Source organism: Pseudidiomarina aquimaris (assembly GCF_003987395.1).
In the GTDB taxonomy this organism is placed as follows: Bacteria; Pseudomonadota; Gammaproteobacteria; order Enterobacterales; family Alteromonadaceae; genus Pseudidiomarina; species Pseudidiomarina aquimaris.
On the sequence record NZ_PIPT01000005.1, the window covers coordinates 50937 to 67655 of the forward strand.

Consider the following 16719-nt stretch of genomic DNA (forward strand, 5'->3'; position numbering starts at 1 on the left):
TTGAAACATTATTTACTTGCCGGGATGATTGCTGTGTTGGGTTTGAGTGGCTGCGCGACAGCGCCGGATGACCCTTATGCTGATCCCCGCGACCCTTTCGAAGAAGTCAATCGTGATGTTTGGGACTTCAACGAAGCGCTTGACGAGAATGTACTTTGGCCGGTAGCGCGTACCTACGGCAAGATTCCGCAACCGGTGCGCACTGGCTTGTTGAATGCCGCCGAAAACTTGGGTGAACCTTCGTATTTGGTTAACAATACTCTGCAAGGTAAATTTAAAGATGCAGGGATATCGTTTTGGCGATTCCTCATCAATAGTACCGTCGGTGTTGTAGGTATTTTTGATGTTGCTGGCGAGATGGGCCTTACCCGTCGTGAAGAGGGCTTCGGTGAAACTCTGGCAAGCTGGGGCGTCGGCGATGGACCCTACCTCATGCTGCCAGCGATGGGACCCACGGTACCGGTTGATCGCGGCGGTGATGTAGTTGACGGCATGTACTTTCCCATCGACGACCTCAACACGCCTGTGAGTGTCGCGCGGCTGTTCATTAAAGCGCTTGAATTGCGTTTGCGCCTGCAGGAGCAACAGGCATTGATGGAAAACTCCCTTGACCCCTACAGTTTCGTGCGTGAGGCCTACTATCAGAGTTGGCGCAACAAGGTGTATGATGGCAATCCTCCAGCCGAAGAAACGGACCCAAGTGAGCCTGAAGATTTAGGCGATGATTTTTACGATCAGTTTGATTAACGATTAAACCAAGAAAGACGTTTTGCAAAACAAGGACCCGATGACATGGTAAAGAAAGTCGTCATTCCCGTTGCCGGACTCGGTACACGGATGTTACCCGCTACCAAAGCCATTCCAAAAGAAATGCTGCCACTGGTAGATCGCCCGCTCATCCAATTTATTGTTGAAGAGTGTGCCGCGGCAGGCTTGACTGACATCATTCTGGTGACGCATTCGAGTAAGAACTCGATTGAAAACCATTTTGACACGAGTTTTGAGCTCGAAACGACCTTAGAAACGCGTGTTAAGCGTCAGTTGTTGGCCGAAGTGCAGGCGATTACACCACCGGGTGTCACCATCATGCATGTGCGCCAAGGTGTCGCCAAAGGTCTTGGTCATGCCGTCTTGTGCGCACGCCCGCTCATTGATGATCAGCCTTTTGCCGTGGTGTTACCTGACGTACTGGTCGACGAATCGACCTGCGATATGAAGCGTGACAACTTGGCTGAGATGGTGCGTAATTTCAACGCAACCGGTGCTGCACAGGTCATGGTTGAGAAAGTTCCCGAAGACAAAGTCGATCAATACGGTATTGCCGACATTGACGGCAGCGATTTAGCGCCAGGTGAACAAGCGCCAATTAAACAATTGGTGGAGAAGCCTCCGGTGGGGCAGGCGCCTTCAGACCTTGCGGTAGTGGGTCGTTATGTTTTCCCAGCGGACTTATGGGCACTGCTTGAGCGCACCCCCGTGGGCGCAGGTAATGAAATTCAATTGACTGACGCGATGGCGATGTTGCTCGAGCGCCAAACGGTCAACGCCTATTACATGAAAGGTCGCAGCAACGACTGTGGCAATAAGCTAGGGTACGCCCAAGCCTTTGTGGAACATGCACTGCGCCATCCTGACCTTGGGCCGGCGATGAAAGAGTGGCTTGCTTCAATCAAATAAAGCGTCTGCTTAAACATTCATCAAGGAGGGTTCATCCCTCCTTTTCTTTTTGCGATTGGTCGCTTTCTATTTCCTTTTTCGCCCGAAATAGGTAGGGTATTACGGTTTTACACCACTATAACGATAAACTAGTGAAGGCGAATAGGTATGGAACCTAAGAATAACTTACAACAGGACAACGGATTTTTCGGTCAACCGGCCGGTCTGCAAACCTTGTTCTTTACTGAAATGTGGGAGCGCATGAGTTACTACGGTATGCGCGCGCTACTCGTTTTATTTATGACTGCCGCGTTACAAGATGGTGGTTTGGCCATGAACGTTGCAACAGCAACGGCTATCTACGGCCTCTACACCGGTGCGGTTTACTTCATGGGCTTGCCAGGTGGTTGGATTGCTGACCGTCTGATTGGTGGCCAACGTGCGACCTGGTACGGCGGTATTGTGATCATGTGTGGTCACATTGTTCTCGCCATCCCATCAGAATCCTCTTTCTTCCTTGGTTTGATTCTTGTGGTACTCGGTACCGGTATGTTGAAGCCAAACATCAGCGCCTTGGTTGGTCAGCTGTATGATGATGGCGATGACCGTCGTGATGCGGGCTACACCTTGTACTACATGGGTATCAACATTGGTTCATTGATCGGTTACCTCGTAACGGGTTACTTGATGGAAAATGTTGGTTGGCACTGGGCATTCGGTGCTGCAGCAGTAGGTATGTTCTTTGGTCTTGTGCAATATCGGATGACGTTGCCAAAACTGGGTTCAGTCGGCCAAGAAGCGCCTAAGCCACTTTCAGACAATGGTCGTCGCTTAAGCTGGATGGTCATCATTGCTTTCTTGGTAGGTCTTGGTGTCGTTTTTGTTGCGACTTCAACGGGTGCAATGACCATTGACCCAGTCGCGATTGCACAATACGTTGCTGCGGCTGCAACCATTGTATTCTTTGTTTATTACCTGAGCATTTTCTTGTTCGGTAAGTTAACCAAGAACGAAGCCAAGCGTCTCGGTGCGCTGTTTTTAGTGTGTATCGCTTCTATCTGTTTCTGGGCTGGTTTTGAGCAAGCAGGCTCGTCATTGAACTTGTTTGCCCGCGACCTGACGGACCGCATGGTGGGAAGCTTTGAAATTCCGACCACATGGTTCCAGATGCTCAACTCTGGTTTCTTGATTGCCTTATCGCCGTTCTTTGCAGCGCTTTGGGTGAACTTGACCAAGCGTATGATCAACCCATCGTACGGTTTCAAGAGTGCGTTAGGCCTCATCATTATGGCGAGTGGCTTCATCTTGATGTTCTTTGCTTCACAAGCAGCGGCATCAGGTATGAAAGTATCGCCAAACTGGTTGGTAGCGGTGTACTTCTTGCACACGGTGGGTGAGCTGTGCTTAAGCCCAGTTGCTTTGAGTGCGGTAAGTAAACTAGCGCCGAAGCGTATGGCCGGTCAGATGATGGGTATCTTCGTATTGACCTATTCAATCGGTAGCCTCTTGGCAGGACTGATTGCCGGTAACCTCGACCCAGAAAACACTTCAACCATGCCTGACATGTACATGCAGATCACCTTGTTCGGTGTCGGGGTGGGTGTCGTCGTGTTCTTGTTGGCGTTGAAAACGCGTAAATGGGAAGCGCTTGCCGGTCAACCAGATCCTGAGCATGTAGCGATTAACGCTAACGAGCCAGTCAAGCAAGATAAAGCTTAAGGCTTATGTGTTGGTGAGTTCGCTCACCAACATATCGTACAACAACCGGGCGCAAGGCCCGGTTTTGTCGTTTTTGGGCAGGACTAAATAGGTCGATCCAGTACGATGGGAGCCGCCTGCCAACTTTAGCTCTACGAGCTGCTCGGACTGTGCGGTAATAAACGGCGGTAACCAGCAAAAGCCGATTCCTGCTTCGACCAATTGCAGCGCTTCATTGAAATTATTTACTGTCCAGCGTTGTTCTGCTTTCAGCCAACCTTGTTGCTCTAGCGGCTTTTGTGCAGTGTCTCGAATCACAATTTGCAGATACTGACTGAGTTGATCTGGGTTCAACGGTGCAGGCATGGTGGCAAGCGGATGGTCTTTGTTGACGACAAGGTGCAGGTGAAACGGCGCCAAGGGTTCACCCACAAAGCCTTTCGGCACTTGATGCGTGATGACCAAGTCAGCGCGCTGTTCGGTAATCGCCTCGACTGAGCCAGTAAGCACGGTATCTTCAATAACCAGACGACTGCCGCGACTGTGTAACTGAAATTCACGCAACACGGGCAGCAACTGGTTACGGTCAAATACCATTTCGACCGCAAGCTTTATTTCCGGCTCCCAGCCTTGTTTCAAGTTTAGCGCTAATTGCTCAAGTTCGGTAACGAGCACCGTCAACTGCCGTGAGCGGCGCAGCATCACCGCACCAATCTCGGTTAGCTCAGCTTTGCGTCCGATAACTTGCAGCAGCTTAACGCCCAAGGTGTCCTGTAGCTTTGCGACGGCATGGTTCATCGAGCTTTGACTCTTATTCAGCGCCTGTGCTGCTTGCGCGTAGCCACCATAGTCAACCACCGCCTGCAGAATGCGCCATTGCTCGATGGTAGTTTTTGGGCGGTAGTTATTAGCCATGGTAAGTCTCTTAGTTATTGGCGATGATCACGGCGCGTCGTGGCGCAGGGTAACCTTCGATGCTTTTGCTGTGATCATTTGGGTCAAGAAAGTCGACCAGCGACTGCCCCGTCATCCATTCGGTTGCGCGCTGTTCGCTAAGTTCGGTGACATTTTCGTCGACCACGCGAGCATTCTTGAAGCCGCAACGCTCAAGCCAATGCAGCAGTGCCGCAGTACTTGGAATAAACCAGACGTTGCGCATCTTGGCGTAGGTTTGCCCTGGTACCAGTACAGTATTGACATCGCCCTCGACCACCAGCGTTTCGAGAACCAGCTGACCGCCTTGCCGCAACTGTGCTTTTAGCTGCGTTAAAAAGTCGATAGGCGAGCGACGGTGGTACAGCACGCCCATGCTGAATACGGTGTCGAATGCTTTCAGTTCGGGCAGGTCCTCAACGCCGAGGGGAAACCAATGTGCTCGTTGTTGCAGGGCTTTGGGCATAAACTGCCGTACCGCCATAAATTGCGCCATAAACAGCTGTCCTGGGTCGACGCCCCAAGCCTGTTCCGCACCGCTTTCGAGCATGCGCCAGAGGTGGTAACCACTGCCACAGCCGACATCTAAGACTTGCTGGCCGGTTAAATCGCCAATGTGCGGCGCCACGCGCTGCCATTTGAAGTCCGAGCGCCACTCGGTATCGATGTCGACGCCATGCAAATGAAACGGTCCTTTGCGCCAAGGGGTAAGCTGTTGCAGTAGCCCGCGAATACGGTTCTGCTCACCTTCGCTCACGCCTTGGTTGGTGACGGTCACGGTGTCACTCAGTTCGACATGTTCGGGCTCAAGTTTCGGCAACTGCGCAACGCAGCGTAGCCATTTATGCAGTTCGCCGTGTTGTTGTTGCTGTTCCCAATGCGCAAGTTGTTGCGGCAGGTGGGTGAGCCAATGGCTAAGCGGCGATTGCGCCACAGCTATGAGATCGTTTTTGAACATAAAATCCTTAAGAGCCGTTATTCGTTGTTCGTTGTTCGTTGTTCGTTGTTCGTTATTCGTAGCCCGTGGTTCTACCACGGGGCAGGCCTGACGTTTTGACCATGTTCGTTGAATTCGAGATACCCCGTAGTAAAACTACGGGCTACCACTTCACTGCGATTAAGGCGGCGAAGTTGTAGCACTGAAACCATACTTGTACCGCGCTAAAACCCACTTCACGTAAGCGCTTTTCATGCGTCTCTAAACTATCGATACGCATGACGTTTTCGATGGCAGCACGTTTTTGGCTTATTTCTAATTCACTGTAGCCGTTGGCGCGTTTGAATTCATGGTGTAAATCTACCAACACGTCGTCCATTGCGGCATTTTCGCTTTTAAATTTTTCGGAGAGCAGCAGGACGCCCCCTGGCTTGAGGCCGTCATAGATGGTCTGTAAGACGCCTTGGCGCTGTTCCGGTGGTACAAACTGTAAGGTGAAGTTCATGGTCACCACAGATGCGTCAGTGATCTGTGTGTCGCGAATGTCTTCACACTTTACTTCGGCCGGAATCTCGCTGCGGTAGCCTTCGAGGTGTAGGCGGCAGCGTTCGACCATGGCCTCAGAGTTATCGACTGCGACCATGTTGATGCCGCTAGCCCCTTGCGCGCCTTGGCGCATGGCGAGAGTGGCAGCACCAAGTGAGCAGCCTAGATCATACAATCTGCTGTCGGGCTGAGCGAAGCGCCGCGTTAACTGATGAATGCCTTGTAAGATGCTTTGGTAGCCGGGCACGGAGCGATTAATCATGTCAGGAAAAACCTCAACCACGCGTTGGTCAAAGGCAAAGTCGCTGACTTGCGTGAGTGGCTCGGCAAAAATAGCATCAGGTTTGCTGTCAAATTGGCTCATATTTCAACACTATGAATTAAATCGAATGGTCATAGTTTAACGCACTGTGAGAGAAAACTTGATGATTTTCGCAAATCGAGCCTCACCAATCAAAAGAAGTGATACTTTTGGCGGCTAAATGGGCAAGTAAGTATGAAAGTAGAGCTGGTGACCCAATTAAAAAGGCAGGCGACGGCGATTATTGCCGAATTACAGCGTTCGAAAGAGCCAGTATTGATTACCGAACACGGTAAGCCTGCAGCTTATCTTGTCGATGTGGAAGAATATCAAGCGATACAGCGTCGACTCGATTTGTTAGATGCGTTGGCACAAGGAGAGCGTGCCATTGCTGACGATCGGGTGGTGAATCAAGAAAAAGCCAAGGAGCGGCTGCAAAGATGGTTGAAATAATTTGGACCGCGCCGGCACTGGATGAGCTCGATGCGATTGCGGCTTATGTTGCTATGGATAATCCAGTCGCCGCTCAGATACCCGTGGAAAAGGTGTTTAACGCAACCGAGGGGCTCAGTCGTTATCCAGATTCGGGGCGCAGACCACCAGAGCTCCCGCAAGGTCGCTACCGAGAAATTGTTGCCCCGCCTTGTCGTATTTTCTATCGCATCGAAAATGACAAGCTTTATCTTGTTCACGTACAACGCGATGCCCAGCAGCTCCGTGAAATCCGCTACTGACAATTGCTGTCAGTCCGTTATAATGTGGCGCTTTGTAAATTCTAACTTGTGGTAGGGAAGCTCCCATGCGTAGCCATTATTGCGGACAGCTCGAAAAGAGTCTTGTTGATCAACAGGTAACCCTGTGTGGATGGGTTAATAAACGTCGTGACCTCGGTGGTCTGATTTTCATCGATATGCGTGACCGTACCGGTTTGGTGCAGGTGGTATTCGATCCGGATCAAGCGGCGCTGTTTGAAACCGCGAATAAGTTACGCCAAGAGTTCTGTGTACGCCTGAAAGGCACAGTACGTGCGCGCCCAGAGAGCCAAGTGAATGCCAATATGGCGACCGGTGCAGTTGAAGTCATGGCCGACGAGCTTGAGATTTTGAGCCGTTCAGAGCCATTGCCAATCGACTTTAACCAGCACGTGAGCGAAGAAGCGCGTCTGCGTTTCCGCTATCTCGACTTGCGTCGTCCGAATATGAACCACAATTTGCAGTTCCGTGCGCGGGTTACCAGTGCGGTTCGCCGTTTTATGGATGATGCTGGCTTTTTAGATATCGAAACGCCAATGTTGACCCGTGCAACGCCAGAAGGCGCACGTGACTATTTGGTCCCAAGCCGCACGCACAAAGGCAAGTTCTTTGCCTTGCCACAGTCACCGCAGCTGTTTAAGCAGTTGTTGATGATGTCGGGCTTCGATCGCTACTACCAAATTGTTAAGTGCTTCCGTGACGAAGACTTGCGCGCTGACCGTCAGCCAGAATTTACCCAAATCGATATTGAAACCTCGTTCATGACTGCCGACCAAGTGATGGCGGTGACCGAGCAGATGGTTCGCAAGCTGTTCAATGAGCTGCTTGAAGTTGACCTTGGCGACTTCCCGCAAATGAGCTGGCATGAAGCCATGCGTCGCTTCGGTAGTGACAAGCCAGATCTGCGTAACCCGCTCGAGCTAGTTGATGTCGCTGACTTACTCAAAGATGTTGAGTTTAAGGTCTTTGCTGGCCCAGCAAACGATCCGAAAGGCCGTGTTGCCGCGCTAAAAGTGCCAGGCAAAGCGGGCGATATTTCGCGTAAGAATATTGACGAATACACTAACTTCGTTGGTATCTACGGTGCCAAAGGTCTGGCATGGTTGAAAGTGAATGACCTTGCTGCTGGTCGCGACGGGATTCAGTCTCCAGTATTGAAATTTATTCCAGATGACGCGCTACAAGGGATTCTTGAGCGTACTGAAGCCGCTGACGGCGATATTATTTTCTTCGGCGCTGACAATGCGACTGTCGTGGCAGAAGCCATGGGCGCATTACGTTTGAAAGTGGGCGAAGAGCACGGCTTTGTGAGTGATGAGTGGCGTCCGCTTTGGGTCGTTGACTTCCCAATGTTTGAAGAGCATGACGGTGAGCTTCACGCAATCCATCACCCATTCACCGCGCCGGTGGGGGTCACGCCAGAGGAGCTGAAAGCTAACCCGGCGGAGACCTTATCGAATGCTTACGACATGGTTTTGAATGGTGTTGAAGTCGGCGGCGGTTCGGTCCGTATCCACGACAATGCCATGCAGCAAGCTGTATTTGAAATTTTGGGTATCGAAAAAGAAGAAGCGCAAGAGAAATTTGGCTTCTTGCTTGAGGCTCTGAAGTACGGTACGCCACCGCACGCAGGCTTAGCATTTGGTTTGGATCGTTTGGTGATGTTGATGGTGGGCGCAAGCTCGATTCGTGAAGTGATTGCCTTCCCGAAAACGACCACTGCCGCATGTGTGTTAACCGATGCGCCAGGCCTCGCCAACCCAGATGCATTGCAGGAGTTGGGCGTAGCCGTTAAGGTAGCTGAGGAAGCTAACGACAACGACTAACGAGGAGCGACACAATGGCAGGTCATTCGAAATGGGCCAACATTAAACATCGCAAAGCCGCGCAAGATGCGAAGCGCGGCAAAATCTTTACTCGTCTTATCCGGGAAATTGTGGTCGCTGCCCGCCAAGGTGGCGGCGACCCAGAGACCAACCCACGCTTACGCGCTGCCATCGACAAAGCGCTGTCGAACAACATGAAAAAAGACACCATTGATACCGCGGTCAAGCGCGGTAGTGGTGATCTTGAAGGCGACAACGTTGAAGAATTGAGTTATGAGGGCTATGGCCCAGGCGGCGTTGCCATCTTTGTCGAAACTATGACCGACAATCGTAACCGTACGGTATCTGAAGTGCGTTATGCGTTTAGTAAGTTCAACGGTAATCTCGGCACCGATGGCTCGGTCGCGTACTTGTTTAACAAGCGCGGCGTGCTAAGTTTTACCGCCGAAACCGACGAAGACGGCCTGATGGAAGCCGCTTTAGAAGCGGGTGCCGAAGACGTTGTAACCAACGAAGATGGTAGCTTCGATGTGTTCACCACGCCTGAAACTTTTGGCCAGGTAAAAGATGGCCTCGTGCAAGCAGGCTATGAACCTGAGCATGCTGAAGTGAGCTTTATTCCAGATACCCGCTCTCAGCTCGATGAAGGCGACGCCGAAACATTCTTAAAGCTGATTGATGCGCTCGAAGAGCTCGACGATGTACAAGAGGTCTATCACAACGCCGATATTGCTGATGATGTCTTGGAGCGCATTGGCTAATGGCCATTATTCTGGGCATTGACCCAGGCTCGCGGATGACCGGGTATGGCGTCATTCGGCAACAAGGTAATCAGCTAACCTATGTCGCTAGCGGTTGTATTAATGCCGCTGGCACCCCGCGCAAACCATTGTCACTTGCCGAAAAGCTGAAGGTCATTCATGATGGCGTAAGCGAACTGATTGCGCAGTTTCAACCTGATGAGTTTGCGATTGAGCAGGTGTTTATGGCACGCAACCCCGACTCGGCGTTGAAACTTGGGCAGGCGCGCGGGGCGGCCATTGTCGCAGCGGCTTGCGCTGGGCTTCCGGTCGCTGAGTACGCTGCGCGCTTAGTGAAGCAAGCGGTGGTGGGGACGGGTGCGGCTGACAAAGCGCAAGTGCAGCATATGGTCATGGCGATGCTCAAATTGGGCCACCGCCCGCAAGCCGATGCTGCGGATGCCCTTGCCGTGGCGATGTGCCATGCGCACAATCGAAATCAAGCCATTCTGATGGCAACCAATAAAACTACAAGGAGAGCTCGGTGATTGGCCGCTTGACCGGAACCTTAATTAGTAAACAACCACCGGAAATCATGATTGATGTGCACGGTGTTGGTTACGAAGTGCAAATGCCGATGACGTGCTTGTTTGAGTTGCCTGACATCGGTGAACCCGTAACAGTCATCACGCACTTTGTGGTACGTGAAGATGCGCAGTTGCTCTACGGCTTTAATACCTTTGCCGAGCGCTCGCTGTTCCGCCAACTAATTAAAGCGCAAGGGGTAGGGCCGAAGTTGGCACTTACCATTATGTCAGGTATGACCGCCCATCAGTTCGTGCAGGCCGTGACGCATGACGATGTTTCGAGCCTGATTAAGTTGCCGGGCGTCGGCCGTAAAACAGCAGAGCGCCTTGTCGTTGAAATGCGAGACCGTTTGCAGCAGTGGAGTAGCTCAACGCCAGCTACCGACGCCGCTCCGGTTGATTTCGGTGATGGCCAAACAACATTGGTCGCAAGCTCGCCACGCGATGACGCTGTCGGCGCGCTATTGGCGCTTGGCTATAAGCCGGCGCAAGCAGAAAAAGCTGTTGCGCAAGCATTGAAGGCAAATGAAGGTGCGTCAAGCGAAGAGCTCATCCGCACCGCGTTGAAAAACATGTAAGAAAAACCGTTATTCGTTATTCGTACGCTACGCTGTTCGTCCGTGCTTCGCACTGTTCGTAGAACATCGAACAGCGAACGCAGTGAGTGGACGAACAGTGAGGCGAAGCCGAACGCACGAATAACGAATAACGTCTTTTGGGGTTTTTGATGATTGAACCGGACCGAATAAATCAGCCGCAGACACAGGGCGATGACGAACTCATCGACCGTGCGATTCGGCCGAAAAAACTTGCCGACTATACCGGGCAAGAGCATGTGGTTGAGCAAATGGAAATCTTTATCCAGGCGGCTCGCCAGCGCGAAGAAGCGCTGGATCATTTGCTTATTTTTGGTCCGCCAGGACTTGGTAAAACCACGTTGGCGAATATTGTTGCCAATGAATTGAACGTGAATATCCGTCAGACTTCGGGACCGGTACTAGAAAAAGCCGGTGACTTGGCTGCGTTGTTGACCAATCTTGAAGAGCACGACGTGTTGTTCATCGACGAAATTCATCGCTTGAGTCCGGTGGTGGAAGAGATTTTGTACCCAGCGATGGAAGACTATCAACTGGATATCATGATCGGCGAAGGCCCTGCGGCGCGCTCAATAAAATTAGATCTGCCGCCTTTCACGCTGATTGGTGCGACGACGCGGGCGGGGGCGTTAACTTCACCGTTGCGTGATCGTTTTGGTATTGTGCAACGTCTTGAGTTTTACAACGTCACTGAATTGACGACCATTATTCAGCGCTCAGCAAACTATTTGAACCTCGACCTAAATGACGATGGCGCTCGCGAAATTGCACGCCGTTCGCGCGGCACACCGCGTATTGCGAATCGCCTGTTGCGCCGCGTGCGCGATTTCGCTGAGGTTCGGAACAACGGTAAAATCGACTTACCAATTGCCTCTGCGGCATTAAAAATGGTGGACGTCGACGAAGCAGGTTTCGACTATATGGACCGTAAGTTGTTATTGGCCATTATAGAAAAATTTATGGGTGGTCCGGTGGGACTGGATAATATTGCCGCGGCCATTGGTGAAGAGAAAGACACGATTGAAGATGTGTTGGAGCCGTATTTGATTCAGCAGGGATTTTTGCAGCGTACGCCGCGGGGCAGAATTGCGACGCCGCACGCCTACGCGCATTTCGGTTTGGATAGAAAAGACTAAAAGGGTTGTTTGCTATTCGCTGTTCGCACGCTCACTGCGTTCGCTTTTTGTTTAAGGCTTTCAACAAACATCGAACAGCAAACAGCGAACATCGCTCTTAAATTTGAGGCAAAAAAAAGCCCGCGGGGAAGCGGGCTAAAAACTACAGAACAACAAGGAAGTTAAATCCAGGGAACAATAACAGGGAAGAAGTGACAACCGGTCTCTTCGTAACTGATATGCTGCGCATTATACGGAGGTCGGACATCTGTTCAAACGAGAAAAATTGCGCTTCGGATTAGTAAAAGTAATAGCAAGATGTAACACCTGAATAAATAATGAGCTGGCAAAAATTGGTAAGACCAAAAATAGTATTTTAGAACAGCAGCTTAGTGTTTTGTGGTCAATTTATTTAAATAAATAAATGTCTGGCTACTTTTTAATCATGCAAAAAATTTACATAAACTTTGAGTAGGGCTTGCTTGAAGATTCGTTAAATTAAAGGAAAGCTTGCAAGTATGGCGGAAGCAAATGCATTTTCATGGCCGATTCGGGTCTACTATGAAGACACGGATGCTGGCGGTATCGTATATTATGCCAACTATCTCAAATTCCTTGAGCGGGCGCGGACCGAGTGGTTACGCTCGCTAGGAATAGAGCAAGATACATGGCTTGCGCATCGGCTTGGTTTTGTCGTGCGGCAGGTAACGATGGATTTAATACGACCGGCGCGATTTAATGATGAACTGCGCGTGACGGTTGTGGTCGAACGGTTAAAGCGCGCATCAGTCGTGTTTACACAACAAGTGCTGGATCAAAACGGCACGGTTTTATGTCAGGCACAGGTCAAAGCGGCCTGTGTTAATTTAGGGGAAGCTGGTGACGCCGTTCGGGCGGTGCCAATGCCAACGGAAATAATAGAGGTACTTAAGCGTGCAAGCTGAAATGTCGATCACTGCGTTGATTCTTGAAGCAAGTTTTGTAGTTCAGCTGGTGATGCTGATGTTACTTGCGTTTTCGGTGTTCGGTTGGATGATGATTTTCCAACGCAAGAAAATCATTCAGACGGCAAGTCAGCAGGCAACGGCTTTTGAAGACCGCTTTTGGTCGGGCGTCGACTTAGCGCGCTTGTATCAAGAAATTGGCGCACGAGCGCAGAATGCCAACGGCATGGAAAAGCTGTTTTATGCGGGTTTCAAAGAGTTCGCTCGGTTGCGCAGCAACGCCGCTCTTAGTCAGCAGCAAGTTTTAGAAGCCTCTTATCGTGCGATGCGCGTGGTACATTCGCGTGAAGTCGATCGTCTTGAGCACAATCTAAGTTTACTAGCCACGATTGGTTCGATTAGCCCGTATGTGGGTCTTTTCGGTACCGTTTGGGGCATCATGAACGCATTTATCGGTTTGGGCGCGGTCCAGCAGGCGACGCTTGCAATGGTCGCACCTGGTATTGCTGAGGCTTTGATTGCGACGGCGATGGGTCTATTTGCGGCGATTCCAGCGGTTATTGCTTACAACCGCTTTGCCAATCGCGTGGAAAAAGTGGACAACCAATATCTGAACTTTATGGATGAGCTATTGGCGATTTTGCAGCGTCAAAGCGCTCAGCCAAAAGCCGCAGCGAGTAATGCCTCATGATGATGACGACGAATCGCAAACGGCGTAAGCCAGTTTCCGAGATCAACGTCGTACCTTATATCGACGTCATGCTGGTGCTGCTGATTATCTTTATGGTGACGGCGCCGTTGATTACGCAGGGTGTACAGGTTGACTTGCCTAATGCCAATGCGCAGCCACTCGACAAGGAAAGTAAGCCACCTGTGATTGTTTCAGTCAATCGTGATGGTGAGTACTTTATCAACTCGATTAATAATGTTGGCGATCCGAATGAACCGCTACCGTTAGAAACGCTGGCAGCACGTGTACAGGCACAGTTAATTAATGATCCAGAGACGCGTTTCATGGTCAATGGCGATGGGGCGGTATCGTATAATCAAGTCATTCAATTAATGGCATTATTACAACAGTTAGGTATTGAGTCAGTGGGCTTGATGACCGAAGACACGAGTAGTTAAGTGAGGCGCATGTGAAAATTGGTAAGTATACATGGCCCCAAGAAATGACAGTGCCACTGTTGTTATCGGTGGTACTACATTTAGGCATAGTGGTGATTTTATTTGCTGGCTTTAAGTTTTCGCCGAGTACGCCTGAAGCAATGGAAGTCACCTTAGATGCACCGCTGTCTGATCAAGTGTTACCTGAAGAAGATATCGTTAAAGCAGCAACTGTCGACAAGGCACAGGTGGAGCAGCAGCTAGAAGCGATTCGCCAAGCCGAGCAGCAGCGCAAGGATGAGATTGCCGAGCTCGAGCGTCGCGCCGAGCAGGCGAAGAAGCAACGCGAGCAGGAGCAGCAACGCCAGCGTGAGCTTGAAGCACAACAACGTGCAGAGCGTGAACGCTTAGCTAAAGAAAAAGAGGCCGCACTGAAGCAGCAGAAAGAAGCTGAACGTCGAGCGGCTGAAGCTGAGAAGCGACGTAAAGCGGAAGAAGAAGCGGCACGTAAAGCAGAAGAGGAACGTAAGCGTCGCGAAGAAGAGGCACGCCGCCTTGAAGAAGAGCGAAAACGCAAAGAGGCGGAAGAGCGTGCAAGAGCGGAACGCGAACGTCTAATGCAAGAAGAGCTTGAGCGCGAGCGACAAGCGCGCGCTGCGGCGCGGAGCCGTCAAGTTCAGAGTGAGCTTGGCAAATATACGAATTTGATTAAAGCGACGATCCAGCGCAACCTAATATCGGATCCTTCGATGCAGGGTAAGCAATGTGTGGTCAATATTCGCCTTGCATCGAGTGGCTTTGTTATCTCGGTCAATCGCGTCAGCGGTGACCCTGGAGTGTGTAAAGCAACCGAGAATGCCGTGTTAAAAGCAGGTACACTGCCGGTATCCGAAGACCCTGAAGTATTTGCGAAAATGAAAGATATCAATCTTACCTTCGCACCCGAATTCAATTAACAAATGAAGTAGCAACGCCCATGAGTATGATGAAGAAGCTAGCTTTTGTTTTAATCGCCGCAATGGTGGCGACGTTACTGTATCGCCCTGCGCAGGCGTCACTCGAAATCGTTATTACTGACGGTATCGATAGTGCCCGCCCGATTGCTGTGGTGCCATTCCGCTGGTTAGGTGACGGCCCTGCGCCAGAAGGTTTGACGCAAGTTATTGCGGCAGATTTGATGCGTAGCGGTAAATTCAATCCGATTCCGACCAATGCGATGCCGCAAATGCCAAGTTCAGAGCAAGAAATTGACTACCCGAGTTGGGCTAGTCTGGGCGTTGAGGCTGTTCTGGTAGGAACTATTGAGCCTTATGCAGTGGATCGCTATACCGTGGCATTCCAAATTGTTGACGTGTTGCGTGGACAGATCACCAGTGGTTCACGCGTATTGCGCGGCGGCGAGTTAGTTAGCTCGAACGACCACATTTTAGATGCGCGTCGCAGTGTGATTAATGGCGACCAGTTCCGTCAGTATGCGCACCGTATTTCTGATGTGTTTTACGAGACCATGACCGGCGAACCGGGCGCATTTATGACTCGCATCGCTTATGTAACCGTGAATCACAACAACGATAAGCCGTATGAGCTTGTGGTTGCTGACTACGATGGCTACGACGAAAAGGTTTTGTTGCGCAGCCCTGAGCCGCTGATGTCACCTTCTTGGTCGCCGGACGGTAATAAGCTGGCGTACGTTAGCTTTGAGAACAAGCGCCCCGAAATTTTCATTCAGGATATCTACACGACGCGTCGTGAAAAAATGACCTCGTTTTCGGGCATCAACAGCAGCCCTGTATGGTCACCAGATGGCCGTACGCTTGCTATGGTCTTATCGAAAGACGGTAATCCTGAGCTCTACACAATGGACATTGCCAGTAAGCAATTTACCCGCGTAACGCGTCATCATGCGATTGATACTGAGCCAAGCTGGTCACCTGACGGAAAATCGCTGGTATTCACCTCAGAAAGGGGTGGCAGACCGCAATTATATAGCGTAAATTTAGATTCAGGTCAGGTACGTCGGTTAACCTTCGAAGGGGAACAAAACCTTGGGGGCACCTATACGCCTGATGGCCGACAAGTGGTCATGGTAAATCGTACGCAAGGCAACTATCATATTGCTAAGCAAGATTATCCGAGTGGCAACATGCAGATTCTAACGCAGACGTCGTTAGATGAGTCACCAAGCTTAGCCCCTAATGGCAGCATGGTGATTTACAGTACCACTCATAATAACCAACAAGTGTTGGCATTGGTTTCGGTAGATGGGCGCTTTAAGGCTCGTTTGCCAGCGCGTGAAGGTGAGGTAAAGTCACCTTCATGGTCGCCGTTTTTGAGATAAAATGTAGCGCGTGCTACGCGTAGTAAAGACAACCCTAAAATTAATTAAACTAAGAACTAAGGATCGCGGACATGAACGCAAACCAGTTATTAAAGAGCCTGCTTATCGCCGTACCTATGTTGACTTTGGCTGCCTGTAGTTCAAGCCAAGGCGCCGACGATGCAGCGAGCCAGCAGACAAACCAACAACAACAGCAAGGTCAGCAAGGCTCTGGTGTTGAATTAGACGCTGCTGAGCGCACTAAAACACCTGAAGAAATTCGTGCAGAGCAGATGGAAACATTGCGCCAAGAAAACATCGTTTACTTTGCCTTTGATGATTCGCGTGTTAGTTCAGAATACGCACAAATGCTTTCTGAGCACGCTGAGTTCTTGGTACAAAACCCGAATGTGACGGTAACTATCGAAGGTCACGCAGATGAGCGTGGTACGCCAGAGTACAACATCGCGCTTGGCGAGCGTCGTGCAAAAGCGGTTGCTCAGTACCTACAGAACTTAGGTGTAAGCTCTAGCCAGATGGAAACTGTGTCATACGGTGAAGAGAAGCCACTGGTAAATGCTTCTACTCAGTCAGCGTATGCGAAAAACCGTCGTGGCGTGCTGGTTTACTAAGTAACCTTTATTAAATGAAGCAACATACGGTT

Annotated in this window: 19 protein-coding genes; 16 read left to right on the forward strand and 3 right to left on the reverse strand. The window is 50.7% G+C overall.

What is annotated here, in order from left to right; translation table 11 throughout:
• From CWE21_RS07240 to CWE21_RS07250, 3 genes are all read left to right on the forward strand, one after another.
• Window positions 1-747, forward strand: a complete 747-nt coding sequence (locus tag CWE21_RS07240) for an MlaA family lipoprotein (protein WP_241970244.1) — start codon at window positions 1-3, stop codon at window positions 745-747.
• A gap of 45 nt (window positions 748-792) precedes the next feature.
• On the forward strand, window positions 793-1677 hold the full coding sequence (gene galU / locus CWE21_RS07245) for a UTP--glucose-1-phosphate uridylyltransferase GalU (RefSeq protein ID WP_126833789.1): 885 nt from the start codon (window positions 793-795) through the stop codon (window positions 1675-1677).
• 147 nt (window positions 1678-1824) lie between these two features.
• Window positions 1825-3375 carry a peptide MFS transporter gene (locus tag CWE21_RS07250; RefSeq protein ID WP_126833790.1) on the forward strand — a complete coding sequence of 517 codons (1551 nt, stop codon included), beginning with the start codon at window positions 1825-1827 and terminating at the stop codon, window positions 3373-3375.
• A gap of 3 nt (window positions 3376-3378) precedes the next feature.
• Here CWE21_RS07250 and CWE21_RS07255 read toward each other — a convergent pair whose 3' ends face one another.
• The 3 genes from CWE21_RS07255 to cmoA form a co-directional block, all read right to left on the reverse strand.
• Window positions 3379-4269, reverse strand: a complete 891-nt coding sequence (locus tag CWE21_RS07255; protein WP_126833791.1) for a LysR family transcriptional regulator — start codon at window positions 4267-4269, stop codon at window positions 3379-3381.
• A 10-nt stretch (window positions 4270-4279) separates the two neighbouring features.
• On the reverse strand, window positions 4280-5245 hold the full coding sequence (gene cmoB / locus CWE21_RS07260; RefSeq protein ID WP_126833792.1) for a tRNA 5-methoxyuridine(34)/uridine 5-oxyacetic acid(34) synthase CmoB: 966 nt from the start codon (window positions 5243-5245) through the stop codon (window positions 4280-4282).
• Between the two features lie 142 nt (window positions 5246-5387).
• Window positions 5388-6134, reverse strand: coding sequence for a carboxy-S-adenosyl-L-methionine synthase CmoA (gene cmoA, locus CWE21_RS07265; RefSeq protein WP_126833793.1), 747 nt, complete (start codon window positions 6132-6134; stop codon window positions 5388-5390).
• 132 nt (window positions 6135-6266) lie between these two features.
• Between cmoA and CWE21_RS07270 the strand changes: the two genes are divergently transcribed.
• The 13 genes from CWE21_RS07270 (at window position 6267) to pal (ending at window position 16687) form a co-directional block, all read left to right on the forward strand.
• On the forward strand, window positions 6267-6524 hold the full coding sequence (locus CWE21_RS07270) for a type II toxin-antitoxin system Phd/YefM family antitoxin (protein ID WP_126833794.1): 258 nt from the start codon (window positions 6267-6269) through the stop codon (window positions 6522-6524).
• Window positions 6512-6805 (forward strand): type II toxin-antitoxin system RelE/ParE family toxin, encoded by a 294-nt coding sequence (locus tag CWE21_RS07275; RefSeq protein WP_126833795.1) that lies wholly within the window; start codon window positions 6512-6514, stop codon window positions 6803-6805. The genes CWE21_RS07270 and CWE21_RS07275 overlap by 13 nt, the downstream gene beginning before the upstream one ends.
• A 65-nt stretch (window positions 6806-6870) precedes the next feature.
• On the forward strand, window positions 6871-8649 hold the full coding sequence (gene aspS / locus CWE21_RS07280; RefSeq protein ID WP_126833796.1) for an aspartate--tRNA ligase: 1779 nt from the start codon (window positions 6871-6873) through the stop codon (window positions 8647-8649).
• Between the two features lie 14 nt (window positions 8650-8663).
• Window positions 8664-9410 (forward strand): YebC/PmpR family DNA-binding transcriptional regulator, encoded by a 747-nt coding sequence (locus CWE21_RS07285; RefSeq protein ID WP_126833797.1) that lies wholly within the window; start codon window positions 8664-8666, stop codon window positions 9408-9410.
• The gene (ruvC, locus tag CWE21_RS07290) at window positions 9410-9937 is read left to right on the forward strand and encodes a crossover junction endodeoxyribonuclease RuvC (protein WP_126833798.1); all 528 of its coding nucleotides are present in this window, start codon (window positions 9410-9412) and stop codon (window positions 9935-9937) included. The genes CWE21_RS07285 and ruvC overlap by 1 nt, the downstream gene beginning before the upstream one ends.
• Window positions 9934-10554 carry a Holliday junction branch migration protein RuvA gene (gene ruvA / locus CWE21_RS07295; protein WP_126833799.1) on the forward strand — a complete coding sequence of 207 codons (621 nt, stop codon included), beginning with the start codon at window positions 9934-9936 and terminating at the stop codon, window positions 10552-10554. Before ruvC ends, ruvA begins: the two co-directional genes overlap by 4 nt.
• A gap of 149 nt (window positions 10555-10703) precedes the next feature.
• Entirely contained in the window at window positions 10704-11708 is a 1005-nt protein-coding gene (ruvB, locus tag CWE21_RS07300; RefSeq protein ID WP_126833800.1) for a Holliday junction branch migration DNA helicase RuvB, read from the forward strand.
• A gap of 497 nt (window positions 11709-12205) precedes the next feature.
• Window positions 12206-12631, forward strand: coding sequence for a tol-pal system-associated acyl-CoA thioesterase (ybgC, locus tag CWE21_RS07305; protein WP_126833801.1), 426 nt, complete (start codon window positions 12206-12208; stop codon window positions 12629-12631).
• Window positions 12621-13322 (forward strand): protein TolQ, encoded by a 702-nt coding sequence (tolQ, locus tag CWE21_RS07310; RefSeq protein ID WP_126771180.1) that lies wholly within the window; start codon window positions 12621-12623, stop codon window positions 13320-13322. Before ybgC ends, tolQ begins: the two co-directional genes overlap by 11 nt.
• Entirely contained in the window at window positions 13322-13759 is a 438-nt protein-coding gene (gene tolR, locus CWE21_RS07315) for a protein TolR (protein WP_126833962.1), read from the forward strand. The genes tolQ and tolR overlap by 1 nt, the downstream gene beginning before the upstream one ends.
• 11 nt (window positions 13760-13770) lie before the next feature.
• On the forward strand, window positions 13771-14694 hold the full coding sequence (tolA, locus tag CWE21_RS07320) for a cell envelope integrity protein TolA (RefSeq protein WP_241970245.1): 924 nt from the start codon (window positions 13771-13773) through the stop codon (window positions 14692-14694).
• A gap of 29 nt (window positions 14695-14723) precedes the next feature.
• Window positions 14724-16076 (forward strand): Tol-Pal system beta propeller repeat protein TolB, encoded by a 1353-nt coding sequence (gene tolB, locus CWE21_RS07325; protein WP_198675088.1) that lies wholly within the window; start codon window positions 14724-14726, stop codon window positions 16074-16076.
• A 71-nt stretch (window positions 16077-16147) separates the two neighbouring features.
• Complete coding sequence (pal, locus tag CWE21_RS07330) at window positions 16148-16687, forward strand: peptidoglycan-associated lipoprotein Pal (protein WP_126833802.1); 540 nt, start codon at window positions 16148-16150, stop codon at window positions 16685-16687.
• Window positions 16688-16719 lie beyond the last annotated feature (32 nt).